The organism is Rhodococcus oxybenzonivorans, assembly GCF_003130705.1.
Classification (GTDB): domain Bacteria; phylum Actinomycetota; class Actinomycetes; order Mycobacteriales; family Mycobacteriaceae; genus Rhodococcus_F; species Rhodococcus_F oxybenzonivorans.
Map to the genome: position 1 here is coordinate 1,841,791 of NZ_CP021354.1, position 18,040 is coordinate 1,859,830.

The window sequence follows — 18,040 nt, forward strand, 5'->3', positions numbered from 1 at the left end:
GGAGCTACCCATGGCTGTCGACACTGCTGACGCGTTCACCGCGCAGAACATCGTGACAACCCCACCGCAGACCTTGTCCGAGGTGGCCCGGGCCACCGGAACCACCTTCATTCTCGCCCTGTTCGTAACGCTGTCCGGCAAGCCGTGCGCCAAACTGGTCCCGATCGAGGCCGTCGAGCAGCTTCAGGACGACGGTGTGGGCTTCGCCGGGTACGCGGCCGGGCACATGGGGCAGGAGCCCAAGGACTCCGATCTCGTTGCCGTACCGGATGTCTCGTCGTTCACGCCGATCCCGTTCGTGAAGCCCGGCCTGGCGATCGTGCATTGCGACCCGCACGTGGAGGGAAGACCCTGGCCGTATGCGCCGCGGGTGATCCTGAAGGAGACGCTGAAGAAGGCGTCCGATCTCGGCCTGTCCGTCAACGTCGGCGCGGAGATCGAGTACTTCCTCGTCCACCGCACCGGAGACGGCGCCCTCACCACCGCGGACACCGCCGACGTCAGCCGTCAGCCGTGTTACGACGCCCGCGACGTCACCCGGATGTACGACCACCTGACCGAGGTGTCCGCGGCCATGAACACGCTCGGCTGGGGCAACTACGCCAACGACCACGAGGACGGCAACGGGCAGTTCGAGCAGAACTTCGACTACGCCGACGCCATGACCACCGCCGACCGGGTGATCACCGCAAGGTACCTGCTGTCGGTGATCGCCGAGAAGCGCGGCATGAAGGCCACGTTCATGCCCAAACCCTTCTCCGACCGCACGGGTTCCGGCATGCACCTGCACCTGTCGCTGTGGAACGAGGCCGGTTCGGTGTTTCCGGACGGGGACGATCCCAAGGGGCTGGGACTGTCGAGGACGGCGTACGCGTTCATCGCGGGAATCCTCGAGCACGCGTGCGCGCTGCAGGGTGTGATCGCGCCGACCGTCAACTCGTACAAGCGGACCGGCGCCACGTCCACGAGTAGCGGCGCCACCTGGTCGCCTCGCTACGCCACGTACGGCGGCAACGACCGCACCCACTACCTCCGGGTGCCGGACAAGAACCGAGTGGAACTACGCGGCGGCGACGGCTCGGCCAACCCCTACCTCGCCGCGGCCACCGCCATCGCCGCCGGCCTCGACGGCATCGAGCGCGATCTCGACCCCGGCACCCCCGGCTCCGGCGACAGTCCCAGCGACATGCTGCCGATGACGCTGCTGCACGCGATGGACGCCCTGGAATCGGATCCCGTCGTCACGGGCGCCCTGGACGTCGCAGGCCCCGGGGTCGCCGAGTACTTCGCGAAACTCAAGCGCGAGGAGTTCTTCGCCTGGCACAACACCGTCTCCCCCTGGGAACTCGACCACTACCTGACAGCGTTCTGAACGACCTCCCGAAAGGAGACATCCATGTGTGGAATCGTCGGACTTCACCTGCGTGAGCCGTCCCTCTACCCACAACTCGGCGCCCTGCTCACCGACATGCTCGGTCAGATGTGCGACCGCGGACCCGATTCCGCAGGCATGGCGATTTACGGCGACAAGGCCTGGTCCAAGGTCGGTGAGTCGACGGTCTCGCTACTCGACTGCCCCGTCCCCGCAACGGAACTCGCCGCAACGCTGTCGGCGTCACTCGACACCACCGTCACCGGATTCGATCTCGACCCGACGACGATCCTGCACGGCGTCGTCGGCGCGGCGGATCTCGCGACGGCCGTGCGCAGCGTGGTGCCGTCGGCGCGGGTCATCGGCTTCGGCGACGACCTGACCGTCCTCAAGGGCGTCGGAAACCCCATCGACCTGGCGAACCGGTTCGGGCTGCCGTCGGCGAGCGGCTGGCAGGGTGTCGCGCATACCCGCATGGCCACCGAATCCGCGGTGACCGCCGAGGGGTCGCACCCGTTCTCCGTCGGCCCCGACCAGTGCCTCGTGCACAATGGCTCGTTCTCGAACCACATGAGCATCAAACATCAGCTCGAACGTGACGGCGTCGCGTTCGACAGCGCCAACGACACCGAGGTCGGGGCGCGGTTCGTCGCCAAGCAGCTCGCCGAGGGCGTCGACCTGGAGAAGGCGCTGCTGATGCTGAACGAGACGTTCGACGGCTTCTACACCCTGCTCGTCTCGACGGCCGACTCGTTCGCCGTGGTCCGGGACGCCATCTCCTGCAAGCCCGCCGTCATAGCCGAGACCGACCAGTGGGTCGCGATGGCCTCCGAATATCGCGCCCTGGCGAACCTGCCCGGCGTCGACAACGCCCGAATCTTCGAGCCCGAACCGGAAGAGGTGTACGTATGGCACCGGTAGCCACCACCGAAGCGACTGTCCTGAACCTCGTGACGTCGAGTACCCGTGCCGTCAACGAGCGGCTCACCTCCCCAGAAGCCCCGAAGACGGTCACGGTTACCGGCCCGCAGGGCGCGCACGCGCTGGCCTGCGGCCTCGACTCCGACATCGACGTCACCATCGATGGGCACGTCGGCTACTACTGCGCGGGCATGAACCAACACGCGACCGTGACGGTCAACGGCAACGCGGGAGTCGGGGTCGCGGAGAACATGATGTCGGGCAAGGTGCACGTCAAGGGTGATGCGTCGCAGTCCGCGGGCGCCACCGCCCACGGCGGCCTGCTCGTGATCGACGGCAATGCCGCTGCCCGCTGCGGGATCTCGATGAAGGGCGTCGACATCGTCGTCGGCGGCAACATCGGTCACATGTCCGCGTTCATGGGTCAGGCCGGACGTCTCGTCGTCCTCGGCGACGCCGGTGAGGCCCTCGGCGACTCGCTGTACGAGGCCCGCATCTACGTGCGCGGCACCGTCGCCTCCCTCGGCGCCGACTGCATCAAGAAGGAGATGCGCGAGGAGCACCTGACGGAACTGCGGGAGCTGCTCGATCGGGCAGGTTTCGACGCGGACCCGTCGGAGTTCACCCGCTACGGCTCCGCCCGCAAGCTCTACAACTTCCACGTCGACAACGCCAGTGCGTACTAGGAGAACCGTCATGAACACCCCGAACCCGGCCCTGCGCGAATCGGCGACGTTCGACCGCGGCGTCATCTCCGAGATCCAGCGGGCCGCCGAGACCGGCATCTACGACATCCGCGGCTGGGGTGCCAAGCGCAAGCTGCCCCACTTCGACGACCTGCTGTTCCTCGGCGCCTCGATGTCGCGGTACCCGCTCGAGGGCTACCGCGAGAAGTGCGACACCGACGTCGTGCTCGGCGACCGCAACGCTAAGTTCCCACTGCACCTCGACATTCCGATCACTATCGCCGGCATGAGCTTCGGCGCACTGTCCGGGCAGGCGAAGGAGGCCCTCGGCCGAGGCGCCAGCGAGGTCGGCACGTCCACCACCACCGGTGACGGCGGCATGACGCCCGAGGAACGGGGGCAGTCGAAGAACCTCGTCTACCAGTACCTGCCGTCCCGGTACGGAATGAACCCGGACGACCTACGCAAGGCCGACGCCATCGAGATAGTCCTCGGCCAGGGCGCCAAACCCGGCGGCGGCGGAATGCTGCTGGGACAGAAAATCACCGAACGTGTCGCCGGGATGCGCACCCTCCCGATGGGTGTCGATCAGCGGTCGGCGTGCAGGCACCCCGACTGGACCGGTCCCGACGACCTCGCCATCAAAATCATCGAACTACGCGAGATCACCAACTGGGAAAAGCCCATCTACATCAAGGTCGGCGCCACCCGCACCTACTACGACGTGAAACTCGCCGTGAAGGCCGGCGCCGACGTCGTAGTGGTGGACGGCATGCAGGGCGGCACCGCCGCCACCCAGGACGTGTTCATCGAACACGTCGGCATCCCCACCCTCGCCGCAATTCCGCAGGCGGTCCAGGCACTGCAGGAACTGGGGGTGCACCGGAGCGTTCAGCTCATTGTGTCGGGCGGAATTCGCAGCGGCGCGGACGTCGCGAAGGCCATGGCGCTCGGGGCGGACGCTGTCGCGATCGGCACCGCCGCCCTGATCGCGCTGGGCGACAACAGCCCCCGCTACGCGAGGCAGTACGAGGAACTCGGGTCGGCGGCCGGGTTCTACGACGACTTCCAGGCCGGCAAAGACCCCGCCGGCATCACCACCCAGGACCCGGAACTGTCGAAGAACCTCGACCCCGTCGAGGGCGGACGGCGGCTCGCGAACTACCTGAGGGTGCTCACCATGGAGGCGCAGACCCTCGCCCGCGCCTGCGGCAAATCCCACCTGCGCAACCTCGAACCCGAGGACCTCGTCGCCCTCACCGTCGAGGCATCGGCGATGGCCCGCGTACCCCTCGCCGGCACCACCTGGATCCCCGGCGCCCTGTAGGCGGCTCCGCCGCCCGTGAGCGGTTAAGGAGTCCAGGGACTCCTTAACCGCTCACGGGCGCGAAGCGCCTGCCGGCTTGAAACTATGAGTAGAGGACCGAGAACATGACTTCCTTCGATTCGCTCTGGGCGAGCATCCTTGATGTGGGACAGCACAAGTCGACCAGGGGATACCGAAGATTCGCGTGGAACGACGCCGACATGACGCTGCGCGAATGGTTCGCCGACTGCGCGCAGGCTCGTGGCATGAGCGTCGAGGAAGACCGCAACGGCAACCTGTGGGCCTGGTGGATGCCGAAGGGGTGGGAAGGAGACCCCCGCGATGCGTTCGTCACCGGATCGCACCTCGATTCGGTACCCGACGGCGGCGCCTACGACGGACCCCTCGGCGTGGTGTCCGCGTTCGCTGCCGTCGACATCGTCCGCGACCGCGGCATCGAACCGACCCGTCCCATCGCGGTCACTGCCTTCTCCGACGAAGAGGGCGCCCGCTTCGGCGTCGCCTGTGTCGGCTCGCGATTGTCCACCGGCGCACTGGCACCCGAACGTGCCCTGGCACTACGCGACAACGACGGCATCAGCCTCGGTGAAGTCTTGGTCGGCGTCGGCCGCGACCCTCACCATCTCGGCGAGGACCCCGACCTCGTCGACCGCGTCGGCGTGTACGTCGAGTTGCACGTCGAGCAGGGACGCGCCCTCGACCTGATCGACAGCCCCATCGCCGTGGCCTCGTCGATCTGGCCGCACGGCCGGTGGCAGTTCGTCTTCACGGGGGAGGCCAACCACGCCGGCGCCACCCGCCTCGTCGACCGCCGCGACCCGATGCTCGCGTTCGCCTCTTCCGTCCACACCGCCCGCACTGCCGCGACTCTGCACGAGGCGGTCGCGACCTTCGGTAAGGTGCAAGTACTTCCCAACGGTGCCAACGCCATTCCGTCGGAGGTGCGGGCGTGGCTCGACGCACGGGCCGCCGACGAGGAAACATTGACCAAGCTGGTCCAGCAAATCACCGCGGAGGCACGGGCATACACGGCCGCCGACGGTATCGGTCTCGACGTCGACGCCGAATCGGTCACGCCGATCGTCGAGTTCCCGCACTCGACGCGGGAACGACTGCGCCACTCACTCGTGCACCTCGGTGACGTGCCCGTTCTGCCGACGGCGGCCGGGCACGACGCCGGAATCCTGTCCGCGAAGGTGCCCACGGCGATGATGTTCGTCCGCAACCCTACCGGCGTGTCCCACTCGCCCGCCGAGTTCGCCGAACCCGACGACTGCAACCGCGGCGCCGAAGCCCTGGCGGACGTGATGGCGGACTGGGTCAGCGAGCAGCAGTAGGCATATCAGCGGCAACGCCGATCCCTTCAGTGCTTCGGCGACCGCGGTGACGGTGGTTGTCGTGGTTTCTACCGCGCTATCGTGAAGTCCCTCGTCCGGGAAAGTTGGTCCGGTCAACCGCATCCGCCGACGGCTGCCCGCCTCGGTTCGCGTTCGCCGACGGTTCTGTGCTGCGCTCGGATACCTCTGTGCCGATAGCCTGCGGCACTACTTCTCGCTGTGGTGGGTGTCATTCCATGCGCGGAGGAGGTCGTTGCAGAGGGTGGTCTTGAGGTTGCGCAGGTGGCCCAGGTCTGATGGTCGCGGGGTCATCGCGGCTTGGAGGAGATGGAGGAACCTGTTGCGTTGTACGCCGAATCTGATGAACAGGTCCTCGGCGTCGGCGCCGCCGTAGGGGGCCCATTCGATGGCGAAGGCAACGAGCGCACGGTCCGGGGGACTGATGGAGTGCACGCGGGTGAGGAGATCGCAGGCGTGCAGGGATTGTCGTAGCCAGTCGAGCTCAGGCGAGCCGGTGGGAACGCCGGTGCGGGCGGCGCGTCGTCGCCGGGCCGAGCGGTTACCGGTTGGGCTGCGCTCGGGGCGAGCCCGACAGGCGGCGCCGGTGTCTGCAGTGGACAGGTTGAGCGTTGCCGGTGATGTCCTCGGCGATGGGGCGGGATTTTCAAGCATGGGTGCCTCGAGCGTGTGAAGAATTGATCGGGTCTTTCTATAGTTCTTCATTACCCATCGATTCGGACCGGCCGTTCGGCGGGGTGAGGTGCCTGTCCAGGTGCCCGCGCGGAGCTCGGCGTGGGATTGGCCGGCTCGGTAGGTGCGCGGCAGGCCTGGCGGTGGCGCTGATTGCGTGTTCGTTTTTTTCGTTTTATGGTGGGCTATGGCCGCTCTGATGAACCGCACGGTGTTGCCGCCACCCACCGACGATCGGGATGGTCTCGCCGCGCTGAAGGATGTTCTCGCTGGTTCTGAGGAGGTATCGATCTCGACTCCGGAAGGGTCGGTACCCCTGCCGGACAGTGTCCGAGGGTTACTCGTCGACGCGGTCACTGCGTTGGATCGGGGGCAGGCGGTGACGGTGGAGCCGCATCGCACGATGCTGACGACGCAGGAGGCCGCGGAGCTGTTGGGCGTCACCCGGCCGACGTTGGTGCGGTTGTTGGAGGCGGGGAAGATCCCGTACACCTCACCTGGTCGGCATCGGCGGGTGGAGTTGGCGGATGTGCTCGAATACCAGCAGGGTGAACGGGCGCGGCGTGGCCAGGTACTCGAGGAGATGGCCCGCGAAGAAACCGCGGATTCCGGCGATGCCTCTGACGGCTTCATCTCGACCCGCTGATCCGAGATGGCTGCCTTCCGGGTGGTTCTCGACGCGTGCGTCATGCTTCCCCAGACGCTGAATGATCTGCTGCTCACCCTTGCCGATGCCGAGTTGTTCCGGCCGGTGTGGACGCCGGATCTGCTCGACGAGGTCGAACGGAATCTGTCTAGCGAGCGGTTCGGGAATTCACCCGAACAGGCGGCGCGGCGAGTGCAGCAGATGCGCAGGGCGTTCTCCTTCGCGGAGGAGGAATCACGCGGATATCGGGAGCTGATTCCCGCGATGGCCAACGAGCCGAAGGACCGGCACGTTCTGGCGGCGGCGGTACGATCCGGCGCCGCATTGATCGTGACCGCCAACGTAAAAGACTTCCCGTGTGCGGTGCTCGACCCGTTCGACGTCGAGGTCGTCCACCCCGACGAATTCCTGTGCGATCAACTCGAACTGGACCCGGAAGCGGTGTTCGAGTGCATACACGTGCTGGTCGCCCGCAACACGCTCCCGCCGCGCACGGTGGGGGAGTTGCTCGAGTTACTCGCCCGGCTGACCCCGCGGTTCGTCGACGCAGTCCGGGCACTGCTTGCCGCCCCGGACGACGCCTCCGGCGCCGGTGCGGAAGCGGTGGCGTCGTCCCTTCCGGAGCTGACCGACGAGCAGATCGACTCCCTGCCGCCCGAGGTGCGGCAGACGTACCGGCAGCTTCGTGCGATGGATCCGGCCGAGCGGGTACGGTTCCTCGGGCATGCCGAGCTGGTGAGTGCGGCGTGGGCGTTTTTGACGCCGGTGTGCGTGGACGGGGATCTGCTGTCGGTGTGGCCGAACGTGGATCCCGATTTCCGGGTGGTACTGGCCCGGAACTGGGTGCAGGACAATCGTCGCGATATCGATGCGGACGGTTGGGATGGTGAGGCGGTTGTGGCCGCCCTCGCCGAACCAGAGCCGGATCATCCGTTGTGGGTACATTTCGAGCGCGTACACGTGCGGTCGTTCCGGGCGATGCTGCCGGATCCGGCGACATGGGGAATCGGTACCGGCACACGGCTGGTCGCCCCGGGAGTCGAAGTGCTCTATGTGTACGACACCTCGACACTGGCGGGCGGCGTGTGGCAGCCATACGACCCCCGCTATGTGTGCCCGGTCCTCATGCATCTCGTCGGCGGGCGATGGCTGGTGCGAAACCTGGGGTCTGAGGAGGACCCGGTCTCCTGGGGTTGAGTCGACGGTCTCTCCGGCGAATACCCGCACGGGGAGAAAGTCCGGTTCGGCGCGCACCCGGCCACCGATCACGGTTCGAAGATCCGCACCCACGCCGGAGCGGTGTTCTTCTAGGCACACGACGAACCTGCCCGCGCTGCGAAGTCCGTGGTGCAGATCGTGTCGGTCGCGGTGAACTGGGTGCTGGGTGTGTCATGAGAACGCCGGAGCATCACAGTTGCCGCAATCGGGCGCCGATCGGGACGATAAGCACTCGGCGCGAGCGCTCTGCGGAAATCAACAACGGGACTTAAGGCCCTAGCCACAAGATATTTCGTCGTGCTTACGATTTCGAGTGTGACACTCAGCTCCCTGTCTTTGGCCCTTCTGCGTGTGAACTATCGACTGGCGCGGCTTCCGCTGCAGTTGGTCGAAGACGTGGCGGTAGCTCGGCTCGACGAACAGGCGCCGATACGGCTTGCGTACGAGCAGATCCTGATCGAGTGTGACCGTGCTGCGGCGTACTTGCTCAGCGATCGGACAGCGGCCAGGCGGGCGACCGAGCTGACGCGGCGGACCGCGTCGGTGCGCCTGTTGATTGCCCGTGAACATCACCGCGTTCAACACCGTGGTGTGGTGTTGCTCGATGAGCAGCGCGAGCGGTTTCATCAACGTCGTCAGCAGGGCGTGGGTTCGTTGACATGACGTGTGTCGTTTTGCCGTTACGGTGGTCGGCACACTCGACCGGTGAGCCGACGGGCCCAGGTGGGGCGTAGGGGTTGGCGCGCATCATCAGGGCGCGCCTGCCGCGCTGACCTCCCACGTTTCGTCCGGTGCTAGGCGCATCGCATTCGACTTCGGAACGGGCGGGTCCTGGTGCCCAGCATTCTCAGCGAATGCTTGCGGGAACCGCATAGCGCCGCGGGCCGCTGTGAACTCAGCTGGCCGGGACTGGCGGCGGGAGCGGCGCCGGAGAAGGCTCCTGCGGCGGGAGCAGAGAAGGCTCCTGCGGCGGGAGCGGCGCCGGCGAAGGCTCCTGCGGCGGGAGCGGCGCCGGCGAAGGCTCCTGCGGCGGGAGCGGCGCCGGCGAAGGCTCCGGCGGCGGGGGCTGGGTGTGTGGTTGGGTCGTCGGGTTCTCCGACGGTGGGGGTGGTTGCGTCGTCGGGTCGTCCGGCGGCACAGGCGCGGGCAGCTGCGGAGGCGGGACCATCGTGATGGTGGGTTCAGGGCTGGGGGACTGCCATGTCTCGGGTGGAAGCGTGTGCGTCGTTGTGGGGAGCGGCGGCGCTGACGTGGGTGGTGGTCCGGGAAGCTGCAGATCTGGGGGCGGGGTTTCCGGCAGTTGCTCGACTCCGGGCGCCGTCGTGGAACCCGGTGCTTCCAGCACGGTAGCCGGGAGTTCGGGGGTCGTCGTCGGCGCTTCGGTGGTGGCGGTACCGGCCGTTGTGGTCGTCGTCGGCGGGGTGGTGGGGGCGATCTTCTCGAGTTCTTCGGCCAGCTTCGCCCGCCATGCGTCGAGTTCGTTGCGGGTGTCGGCGTCGCGGACCCCGCCGGCACGGTCGGCGGCGCCCTCGAGCAGGTTCTTCGCCGCCTCCGCGTCGCCCGCGGCGATCAGCCGCTCGGCTTCCTGCAGCTGGGAGGTGGTGTCGATCTGCGCGACGGTCGAATCGGCCTGCTGGCTGAACACCACCGATTTGACGCTCCAGAGTGGATCGCCGGGTGCGGCGTTGTACGAGAAGATGGTGACGCCACCTATGACGATCGCGATCGCGGCGGCAGCGCCGGCGATGGGTCGTAACAGGCGGAGCGTGCCGCGGGCGGCGCTGTTTGCGGAACGGGCGTCGGAGGCGTCGATCGCCGCGATCACGTCGTCGAGCAGCGGAGCGGTTGGCATCGGCGTCGCGACGATGGCGGCGCGCCAGTTGGTCAGCAGAAGCGCGAGTTGGTCCTGATCCGACGAATCCGATGCGACGGGATCGCCACCGGCGATCGCGTCGATCAGCGCGTCGTCGCGGCGTACTGCCGCGATGTCCACCGGGGCGTCGTCGTCGGGGAGATCGGCATCGGGATTGCCGTTGCGGGTGATGCCCTTAGCCACATCTCTCACCTACCCTCGTCACCTGCGATGGCTCGGTGTTGAGCCATGCCGCCAGTTTCCGTGGTACTCGCCACGGCCGGGTCCTGGCAGACTTACCGACCACGAGGCGAAGGATCACGATCTCCCGGTTCCATTCCGGCAGCGTGCTGAGCAGTTCGTTCACCTGCCTGCTCGCCTTTCGGCTCCAGCGCCCGCGGTTGACTGCGTCATCTGTTATTTCGGTGACGGGCTCCGACTTGTTACCGCATGTCAGCGAAGAAAGATCAATCGGAGCGCTCCACGCGGTCGTGGTTTCCGGTGTGGGTGCGCACGCAGTTTGTCGCACGAGCACACGTCCTGCTCGGGCCGACCCCGGCACACTCGGGCGGTCCTGAGGCCCTGGGCCGGGGTCGACGTTTGTGCAAGGGCATCGTCTTCGGGGCGAACGATCCTCCTAGTGGGATTATCCCCCGGCAGCCGGTACTTGGCGAGGCCCGGCGGTTGCCGCAGGTCATGCGATTCCACGAGCGCGGTCGCGTCGTCCAGCGTGGACAGTTCGTCGGCTGTGGCGGCGGCGGACCCTGCGCCGCCGGTGGTGACGGCTCGGCAGCGATTGGGCAGCCCGGTGTGGTGACCTTCGGGGCGCAGCAGTCGGGCGCGATTGTCAGGCCCGACTGTCTCGACGTGGTGGTGCACTGGCGAAACCTGCCGACCGGTGTATCGGTACCGCCATGCTCAGAGGCGTGACCCCCACGGATCTCAGCCGGCTCACAACTGCGGAGGCTTGGTGCCGACGCCCCAGTGGCGGTGGAGGACGTCACCGGCAGCGGGGTGGTCGCCGCATCTGTGGATGTGTCCGCCCGATCGCGATCAGTTCCAATTAGCAATCACCACAAGATTCGGGACTGTCGCGGTGTCTTAGGTAAGCCGGCCGATGCTGGCGGACTTGTTCTTTCGGGATTTCGTTCGGGGTGTGCGTCGGTTCGAACCGATTCACGACCATCCGCCGAGGAGAGGTGGGGTGGACCTATGGTGGATGTCCACAGCGAGGGGCCGCCGGGACACCGCGGAAGTTGGTCGCGGTCATTCGCGCTTTCTCAGCCTTGAGGTGTGCCGTTTCGCCACGTCGAGGTCTGCGTCAGCAGTTCCGAGGGTGTCCTGGGCTGCGCGGAGGGCATCGACGGCGCTCTCCAACACCTCCGGCGCCGTGGCCGGGGCGCCGAGGTCGTCCACCGCGAGCGCGGTCGCATCGAGGTCTGCGTAGGTGCGCTCGAGGTCGAGGAGGGTTCGGCGTAGGCGGTGTAGCGCATCCCGCACTGCGGTGACCTGCTCGTCAAGGTCAGCGGGCGTGCTCATTCGATCACGTCCCCGAGCATCGCGGCGGCGTTGTCGAGGTGGCGCTGCACGTCGGCCAGGGTGCCCAACTGCTTGCACACGCCGGCTGTCTGCTGGCCAAGGTCGGTCATGCGATTGCTTCGTCTGTTGTGCATGACTACAGCATGTCGTGCCGGACGGCCCGCCCGATAGCACTTGGCGCGCAACGCACGTCTGATGTGCCGCTCGGCGGGCAGGAGCTGGCTTCGGCACCCCAAGAGGGGCGGCACTGCGCGAGCCCCGCTTCTGGGCGGACCGGTAGACGTCTATGCGCATCTCTGGGTCGGCATCATTGGGGTGCCACGGTCGCACGGAATGCCGAGGAAATCCACCTCGGAGGCGAGATGCCCCGGGCGTCCTGTCTCGCAAGCGACGCCATCGAGGTCGAGGTCGAGGCTGTAGCCCGGGGAAGCTGCGTACAGCGGTGCTGCGCCCGCTGCCTACGCTGCGGCGCAGTCGGGAAAGGCCTCCACACTCGGTGGCGCAGCACTGCCGGCCGTCGCGATGTTTTTCGGTGTACCAGGTGAGCCGTGCCTACAGACGTCGACGATTACGCCGCCGAAGCGGGCAGTGGTGCCGGCCACGACCAGGCCCGGTGCGCCGGTGGGCCGTGCCGGCCGATGACACGTCTGGTCTTCGCCGACGATGTTTTCATCGGATCGACCTCGGGTCGGGTCTGTTCTAGTAGTGGTGGCGGGCTTGCTGGATGACGACTGTGTCGTCGACGATCACGTACACCAACCGGTGTTCCTGGGTGATGCGCCGGGACCAGACGTTGTCGTCGATGTGGCGGAGGCGTTCGGGCTTCCCGATGCCTTCGTAGGGTGACCGCTTGATGTCTTTGATCAGGTCGTTGATCTTCTTCAGAATTTTGCGGTCGGTGATCGACCAGTGGGTGTAGTCCTCCCACCCGTCGTCGGTGGAGGCGGTGTTCACTCGATCAGTTCCCTTTCGGTGTATTCACCGCGCCGGGTTGCCTCCAGACTGCGAAACAGGCGGCGAGCGTTCGCCGGGCTGGACAGCAGGTAGGCCGTTTCCATGATGGAGTCGTAGTCGTCCTTCGAGAGAAGAACAGCGTTCCCGTTCTTGGAGACTATTTCCACGATTGTGTGGTCCTTGTTCACTTGGCTGACCAAGCCGAACAGGTTCTTCCTGGCCTCGGTGGCTGTTATTGCAGTCATATCCGACCTCTCTCAGAGACCTTCCGTAGTGGTGTGCGTGTCGGGCCGGGACTTCCCCGCCACCGGCCGATCACACGCCCAAACCAGACCATAGCGGTACGCAATATGGTACCGGTGTGGCACCGGACGTTGTCTCGGAGCGCCGGGGTGGCGGTGTCGATGTTTCGGTGTGGCGCGTGGTTTCCGGAACCACCCATCGCTTCTACATTCAATCTTGCTGCCGAATTCGGTCACCGTATGCACCTCACCCCACCGGTGCGTGTCTTCGACAGGCTTCGTATGGTCTTCGGGTGGTGCACTGAGGGGGTGGGTGTCCTGGCCCGTCAGGCGCATTCGTGGCCCGACTGGGACGTAGAAACGACCCTCTAGGCGTCACCGGGGGTCAAGCGGGACCAGGCGACGAAGTTCGTCGACGCGGTGAGCTCGCCGAGCTCACCGCTGAGAAGCATCACGCAGGTCACTCGACACCCGTTTCGAGAGGCGCGCTACTTTGATGTCCTACTACCTCCCCGGACCGGGAGCAAACGGAAGGGCATCTGATGAATTCTCCTGAACCGATCGTGGTAATCGACGGCGCGCGGACGCCGGTCGGCAGCTTCGGTGGCACGCTCGCCGGTGTGCCCGCGCACGAGCTGGGTGCGACCGCGGCGCGGGCAGCGCTGGGCCGGGCCGGAGTCGCCGGTGACGACATCGACGAGGTGGTCATGGGCTGCATCGGTCAGGTGGGCCCGGACGCCTACAACGCCCGCCGGGTCGCCCTCGCAGCAGGCCTACCCGAGAGCACCCCCGCCTACACGGTCAACCGCCTCTGCGGCAGCGGCCTCCAAGCGGTGTGGTCGGCGGCGCAACAGATGCGCTGGGGTGGGGTGAACTTCGCCCTCGCCGGAGGCGACGAGAGCATGTCCCGGATGCCGTTCTACGACTTCGGCGCCCGGTCGGGGTACAAGCTCGGTGACCGTTCGCTCGTCGACGGCACAGTCGCGATCCTCACCGACCCGTTCGGTGGTGTCCACATGGGCCGCACCGCCGAGGCCGTCGCCCGCAAGTACGACGTGAGCCGGCAGCAGCAGGACGAGTTCGCTGTCGAGAGCCAGCGCCGCGCCGCCACCGACGCCGCGAAGGCCGCATTCGCCGAGGAGATCACCCCTGTCGCGATCAGCGGGCGCCGTCCGACCACCGTCGAGGTCGACGAGCACCCCAAACCCGGCACCACCCTCGAAACCCTCGCGAAGCTGCGTCCGGCGTTCGAGGAGGGCGGTTCGGTGACCGCCGGCAACGCGTCCGGTATCAACGACGGAGCCGCGGCCCTGGTGCTGGCCACCCAGTCCGCCGCCCGCGAGAAGGGCCTGACCGGGCTCGTCACGCTCGAGGCCGTCGCGACCGCGGCGATGGACCCGGGTCTGATGGGGTACGCCCCCGTTCTGGCGCTGGCGAAGCTGTTCGAGCAGACCGGCACCACCCCGGGCGATATCGACGTGATCGAGTTGAACGAGGCGTTCGCCTCGCAGGCGGTCGCGGTGATCCGGGACGCCAAGCTCGACCCGGAAAAGACCAACCCGTACGGCGGGGCCATCGCGCTCGGGCATCCGGTCGGCGCCACCGGCGCGATCCTGAGTCTGCGGGTCGCCAAGGACCTGGTCCGCCGTGACCTCGAACTGGGCATCGTCACCATGTGCATCGGCGGGGGGCAGTCCCTCGCCGCGCTGTTCCGTCGAGTCTGAGGCGTACGGACATGAAGAAGCACGTCCCGTCGTGGCACGACGACGAAGTAAGGGCCTTGTCCGAGCTCGCGATCGGGTTCTTCGAGCGAGAAGTGGTCGCGCACAACGACAAGTGGGACGCGCAACATCGCATCGACCGATCTGTGTGGCACACCGCCGGTCAGCTCGGTCTGTTGTGCTGCTCCGTGCCCGAGGAGTATGGCGGGGGCGGGGGCACGTTCGCCCACGACCTTGCCGTGTTCGAGGCCCAGGGTTACGCCGGTGACCTCGCGTTCGGCATCTCGGTGCACTCCGGCATCGTCGCGCACTACCTCGTCGAGTACGGCTCGGAAGCGCAGAAGAAGGCGTGGCTGCCGGGCATGGCGACTGGGGAAATCCTCGGTGCGATCGGCATGACGGAGCCGGGCGCCGGTTCCGACTTGAAGGCGATCAAAACCACGGCCATCCGTGACGGCGACGACTATGTGATCAACGGTTCGAAGACGTTCATCACCAACGGTGCGTCCGCCGACATGATTGTCCTGGCGGTCAAGACCGATCCGAAGGCCGGCGCCAAGGGTGTGTCGCTGGTGATCGTCGATCTGCGGGACTGTCCCGGCTTCACCGTCGGACGCGTCCTCGACAAGGTGGGCCAGCACGGTGCCGACACGTCGGAGTTGTCCTTCACCGATGTGCGGATACCCGTCGACAATCTGCTCGGTGAGTCCGAGGGGCAGGGTTTCGGGCAGTTGATGGCCCAGTTGGTGCAGGAACGGTTGATCATCGGGGCGCAGGCCTCGGGTGCGATGAAGCGTGCGGTCGAAGACACCGTGGCGTACACGAAGTCGCGGCAGGCGTTCGGTCACAGCCTATTCGAGTTCCAGAACACTGCATTCGAGCTTGCCGAATGCCAGACCATCGCGCGCACCTGCCAGGTGTTTCTCGACCACTGCATCGAGGCGCATCTGCGCGGTGAACTCGACCCGTCCGAGGCGGCAATGGTCAAGTACTGGCTCACCGAGAAACAGTGCGAGGTGATCGACCGCTGCGTTCAATTGCACGGTGGGTACGGCTACATGCGCGAGTATCTCATCGCCCGCATGTACGAGGACGCCCGCGTCCAGAAGATCTACGCGGGCGCCAACGAGGTGATGAAGGGCATCATCGCGAAGTCGCTGTAATCGCAGGCTCGCACGTCACCTCGTACGCCGCCTCGTCGAAACGGCCGAGGCGGCGACGCATTCGATCGGTCGACCACGGCCAGTTGAAGCTGTTGCGCCCGTTGACGTCCAGGAAGTAGCTCTGGCACCCACCGGCGTTGTAAACGGTGGTGGCCAGAGCCTCCTGCACCTGCGCGTTGAAGGCGTCCTGCACCTCTCGGCGCGATTCCCACCGGCTCCACCCCCTGCTGCGGGCGTGCGTGAGCGCCTGCATCACGTAGTCGAGTTGCGCCTCGAGGATCATGAATGCGGAGGTGTGGCCGGTGCCCAGCGCGGGTCCCAGCAGGACGAAGGCGTTGGGGAAGCCCGCGACGGTGGTGCCTAGGTACGCCTGAGGGCTGCCCTTCCAGTGATCGTCGAGGCTGCGGCCCTCTCCATCGAAAACCCGCGCCCCGATCGGCATGTCGAGAATGTGGAAGCCGGTGCCGAAGACGATGGCGTCCACCTCTCGTTCCTCGCCGTCGGTGCCCACCACCACGTTCCCACGCACCGACGCGACGGCATTGGCATGCACCTCCACGTTCGGCTGTGTCAGCGCCGGGTAGTACGTGTTCGACATCAGCAGGCGCTTGCATCCGAGCGTGTAATCGGGCGTCAGGGACGCTCGGAGTTCGCGGTCACGCACCTGGGCCAGCAACTGTGCCTTACCGATCTGCTGTACCACCTTCAGAATCCACGGGTGCCCAAACCCGAGTCCGAGCGACTCCATGATGGCGTACTCGACCCGCCGCAACGCCCGAATCGCGCCCGGTACCCGGCGCAGGACGGCGCGCTCGACGCCGCGCAGTGCGACATCGGGTTTGGGCAGAACCCACTGCGCCGTCCGCTGGTAAAGGTGCAGTTCCGCCACGTGCGGTTGGATGGCGGGAACGAACTGCACCGCGGACGCCCCGGTTCCGACGACGGCGATGCGTCGACCGGTGAGGTCGAAGTCGTGGTTCCAGCGGGACGAGTGGAAGACCTCACCGGGAAAGGTGTCGAGACCGGGGACGTCGGGGACGAGCGGTTCGTTCCACGGCCCCGCCGCGGCGATGATCGCGTCGGACGTGAAGGTTCCGGCGGTGGTGTCGACCGTCCATCGCCGGGTGTCCTCGTTCCACTGAGCGCGCTGGACTTCGGTTCCGAATTGCACGTGCCCTGGAACTCCGTGGTTGCCGGCGGTCCGCTCGATGTAGCGGCGAATCTCCTCCTGCCCGGCGAACAGTCGAGACCATTCCCGGTTGGGGGCAAAGGAATAGGAGTACAGGGCGGAGGGTACGTCACACGCGCAGCCCGGGTAGGTGTTGTCGCGCCAGGTCCCGCCGAGCGCGTCGCCCTTCTCGAGAATCACGAAATTCTCGATGCCGTTCTGTCTCAGCCGGATGGCCGCTCCGATGCCGGATATGCCGGCGCCGATGACGAGGATGTCGTAGTGCGTCATGCGCGCACTCCCTTCGCGAGTTGAGTTCGAGTGCCACCAACGACCACCAAGCCGCTACTGAGATGTGTGTCACTGGACGTCATATACAGAACCTAGCAGATTTCAGATACCGACGGTATATGAAAAGTTGGATTAATCTCGGAGGACGCCGAAGAAAGGGTGCACATGGGGCGTTTGACCAGGTCGGAGAGTCAGGCGCAGACGCGTGCGCACCTCGTGTCCACAGCCCGGGACCTCTTTCTGGCCGACGGCTACGCGGGAACGTCGCTCGAAAAGGTCGCCGACTCGGCCGGCTACTCGAAGGGCGCGGTCTACTCCAATTTCAAGAACAAGAAGGAGTTGTGCCTCGAGGTCCTAGGTTTGATCCACGCGACGAAAGGTGCCGAGATCGCGGCTGCGCTCGGCCACGGCGACACCGCGGAAGACCGGCTCGGCGCGTTCGAGTCCTGGGCGGAAAACACTCTCGGTGACGTGGGATGGACGATGCTCGAGTTCGAACTGATCGTGCTCTCCCGGCACGATCCGGAGCTGCGCGAGGCGCTTACCGCCACACTCGGCGCCGCGCGCGACATCGCGGTGAACCTCTTGACGTCGTTCACGGAGTCGCTCGGGGTCACGCTGCCGATGCCGGCCGAGGACGCGGCGAGCAGCATCCTCGGTCTCGGCGTGGGCCTGGGCATTCAGCGCGCGATCGATCCCACGATCTCCGCCCGCGTCGTCACCGACAGCCTGCGGGTGCTGCTGGCCACGAGCTCCCCGATGTGAGTGAGACAGTGCGTCCCCGGCGCACTGTCGTCGGTGCTGAACGCAAGTGGTGCAAGGATGCTCGCCGCCGACCGACGCGCCGTCCGGGGCGACGTCGGTTAGGCTGTGGCCGCGGGACTTCGGGACCACGCGTCGGCGGGCGGACAGG

At 66.6% G+C, this 18,040-nt stretch carries 18 protein-coding genes; 11 read left to right on the top strand and 7 right to left on the bottom strand.

Going from position 1 to position 18,040, the window contains the following annotated elements:
* The first annotated feature begins 10 nt into the window (after nucleotides 1–10).
* From glnT to CBI38_RS08900, 5 genes are all read left to right on the top strand, one after another.
* On the top strand, nucleotides 11–1,372 hold the full coding sequence (gene glnT / locus CBI38_RS08880; RefSeq protein WP_109328168.1) for a type III glutamate--ammonia ligase: 1,362 nt from the start codon (nucleotides 11–13) through the stop codon (nucleotides 1,370–1,372).
* A 24-nt stretch (nucleotides 1,373–1,396) separates the two neighbouring features.
* The gene (locus CBI38_RS08885) at nucleotides 1,397–2,293 is read left to right on the top strand and encodes a class II glutamine amidotransferase (RefSeq protein WP_109328170.1); all 897 of its coding nucleotides are present in this window, start codon (nucleotides 1,397–1,399) and stop codon (nucleotides 2,291–2,293) included.
* Nucleotides 2,281–2,979, top strand: coding sequence for a GltB/FmdC/FwdC-like GXGXG domain-containing protein (locus tag CBI38_RS08890; RefSeq protein ID WP_109328172.1), 699 nt, complete (start codon nucleotides 2,281–2,283; stop codon nucleotides 2,977–2,979). The genes CBI38_RS08885 and CBI38_RS08890 overlap by 13 nt, the downstream gene beginning before the upstream one ends.
* A gap of 10 nt (nucleotides 2,980–2,989) precedes the next feature.
* The gene (locus tag CBI38_RS08895; protein WP_109328174.1) at nucleotides 2,990–4,306 is read left to right on the top strand and encodes an FMN-binding glutamate synthase family protein; all 1,317 of its coding nucleotides are present in this window, start codon (nucleotides 2,990–2,992) and stop codon (nucleotides 4,304–4,306) included.
* 104 nt (nucleotides 4,307–4,410) lie between these two features.
* The gene (locus CBI38_RS08900; protein ID WP_109328176.1) at nucleotides 4,411–5,643 is read left to right on the top strand and encodes an allantoate amidohydrolase; all 1,233 of its coding nucleotides are present in this window, start codon (nucleotides 4,411–4,413) and stop codon (nucleotides 5,641–5,643) included.
* Nucleotides 5,644–5,850: 207 nt separating this feature from the next.
* On the opposite strand, the gene CBI38_RS37760 is transcribed toward CBI38_RS08900, so the two are convergent.
* Nucleotides 5,851–6,315, bottom strand: coding sequence for a hypothetical protein (locus CBI38_RS37760; RefSeq protein ID WP_162603198.1), 465 nt, complete (start codon nucleotides 6,313–6,315; stop codon nucleotides 5,851–5,853).
* Between the two features lie 205 nt (nucleotides 6,316–6,520).
* Here CBI38_RS37760 and CBI38_RS08910 point away from each other — a divergent pair, with 205 nt between their 5' ends.
* The 3 genes from CBI38_RS08910 to CBI38_RS08920 all read left to right on the top strand — a co-directional run bounded on the left by CBI38_RS08910 (nucleotide 6,521) and on the right by CBI38_RS08920 (nucleotide 8,860).
* Nucleotides 6,521–6,979 (top strand): helix-turn-helix domain-containing protein, encoded by a 459-nt coding sequence (locus CBI38_RS08910; RefSeq protein WP_109328180.1) that lies wholly within the window; start codon nucleotides 6,521–6,523, stop codon nucleotides 6,977–6,979.
* Between the two features lie 6 nt (nucleotides 6,980–6,985).
* Nucleotides 6,986–8,176 carry a VapC50 family PIN domain-containing toxin gene (locus CBI38_RS08915; protein WP_109328181.1) on the top strand — a complete coding sequence of 397 codons (1,191 nt, stop codon included), beginning with the start codon at nucleotides 6,986–6,988 and terminating at the stop codon, nucleotides 8,174–8,176.
* Nucleotides 8,177–8,512: 336 nt separating this feature from the next.
* On the top strand, nucleotides 8,513–8,860 hold the full coding sequence (locus tag CBI38_RS08920; RefSeq protein WP_109328183.1) for a hypothetical protein: 348 nt from the start codon (nucleotides 8,513–8,515) through the stop codon (nucleotides 8,858–8,860).
* 232 nt (nucleotides 8,861–9,092) lie between these two features.
* On the opposite strand, the gene CBI38_RS08925 is transcribed toward CBI38_RS08920, so the two are convergent.
* The 5 genes from CBI38_RS08925 to CBI38_RS08945 all read right to left on the bottom strand — a co-directional run bounded on the left by CBI38_RS08925 (nucleotide 9,093) and on the right by CBI38_RS08945 (nucleotide 12,787).
* The gene (locus CBI38_RS08925) at nucleotides 9,093–10,262 is read right to left on the bottom strand and encodes an anti-sigma-D factor RsdA (protein ID WP_109328185.1); all 1,170 of its coding nucleotides are present in this window, start codon (nucleotides 10,260–10,262) and stop codon (nucleotides 9,093–9,095) included.
* A gap of 1,053 nt (nucleotides 10,263–11,315) precedes the next feature.
* The gene (locus CBI38_RS08935) at nucleotides 11,316–11,588 is read right to left on the bottom strand and encodes a hypothetical protein (RefSeq protein ID WP_109328187.1); all 273 of its coding nucleotides are present in this window, start codon (nucleotides 11,586–11,588) and stop codon (nucleotides 11,316–11,318) included.
* A gap of 284 nt (nucleotides 11,589–11,872) precedes the next feature.
* Nucleotides 11,873–12,028 (bottom strand): hypothetical protein, encoded by a 156-nt coding sequence (locus CBI38_RS38910; protein WP_230990215.1) that lies wholly within the window; start codon nucleotides 12,026–12,028, stop codon nucleotides 11,873–11,875.
* A 259-nt stretch (nucleotides 12,029–12,287) separates the two neighbouring features.
* Entirely contained in the window at nucleotides 12,288–12,542 is a 255-nt protein-coding gene (locus CBI38_RS08940) for a Txe/YoeB family addiction module toxin (protein ID WP_109328189.1), read from the bottom strand.
* The gene (locus CBI38_RS08945) at nucleotides 12,539–12,787 is read right to left on the bottom strand and encodes a type II toxin-antitoxin system Phd/YefM family antitoxin (RefSeq protein ID WP_109328191.1); all 249 of its coding nucleotides are present in this window, start codon (nucleotides 12,785–12,787) and stop codon (nucleotides 12,539–12,541) included. The genes CBI38_RS08940 and CBI38_RS08945 overlap by 4 nt, the downstream gene beginning before the upstream one ends.
* A gap of 539 nt (nucleotides 12,788–13,326) precedes the next feature.
* Here CBI38_RS08945 and CBI38_RS08955 point away from each other — a divergent pair.
* Both CBI38_RS08955 and CBI38_RS08960 read left to right on the top strand, forming a co-directional pair.
* Nucleotides 13,327–14,508, top strand: coding sequence for a thiolase family protein (locus tag CBI38_RS08955; protein WP_109328194.1), 1,182 nt, complete (start codon nucleotides 13,327–13,329; stop codon nucleotides 14,506–14,508).
* Nucleotides 14,509–14,519: 11 nt separating this feature from the next.
* A complete protein-coding gene (locus CBI38_RS08960; protein ID WP_109328196.1) occupies nucleotides 14,520–15,668 on the top strand; it encodes an acyl-CoA dehydrogenase family protein in 1,149 nt (382 codons plus the stop codon).
* Here CBI38_RS08960 and CBI38_RS08965 read toward each other — a convergent pair.
* The gene (locus CBI38_RS08965) at nucleotides 15,649–17,127 is read right to left on the bottom strand and encodes a flavin-containing monooxygenase (protein WP_109328198.1); all 1,479 of its coding nucleotides are present in this window, start codon (nucleotides 17,125–17,127) and stop codon (nucleotides 15,649–15,651) included. The two genes, CBI38_RS08960 and CBI38_RS08965, sit on opposite strands and share 20 nt — an antisense overlap.
* 165 nt (nucleotides 17,128–17,292) lie before the next feature.
* Here CBI38_RS08965 and CBI38_RS08970 point away from each other — a divergent pair, with 165 nt between their 5' ends.
* Nucleotides 17,293–17,892 carry a TetR/AcrR family transcriptional regulator gene (locus tag CBI38_RS08970; protein ID WP_109328200.1) on the top strand — a complete coding sequence of 200 codons (600 nt, stop codon included), beginning with the start codon at nucleotides 17,293–17,295 and terminating at the stop codon, nucleotides 17,890–17,892.
* The last annotated feature ends 148 nt before the right edge of the window (nucleotides 17,893–18,040 follow it).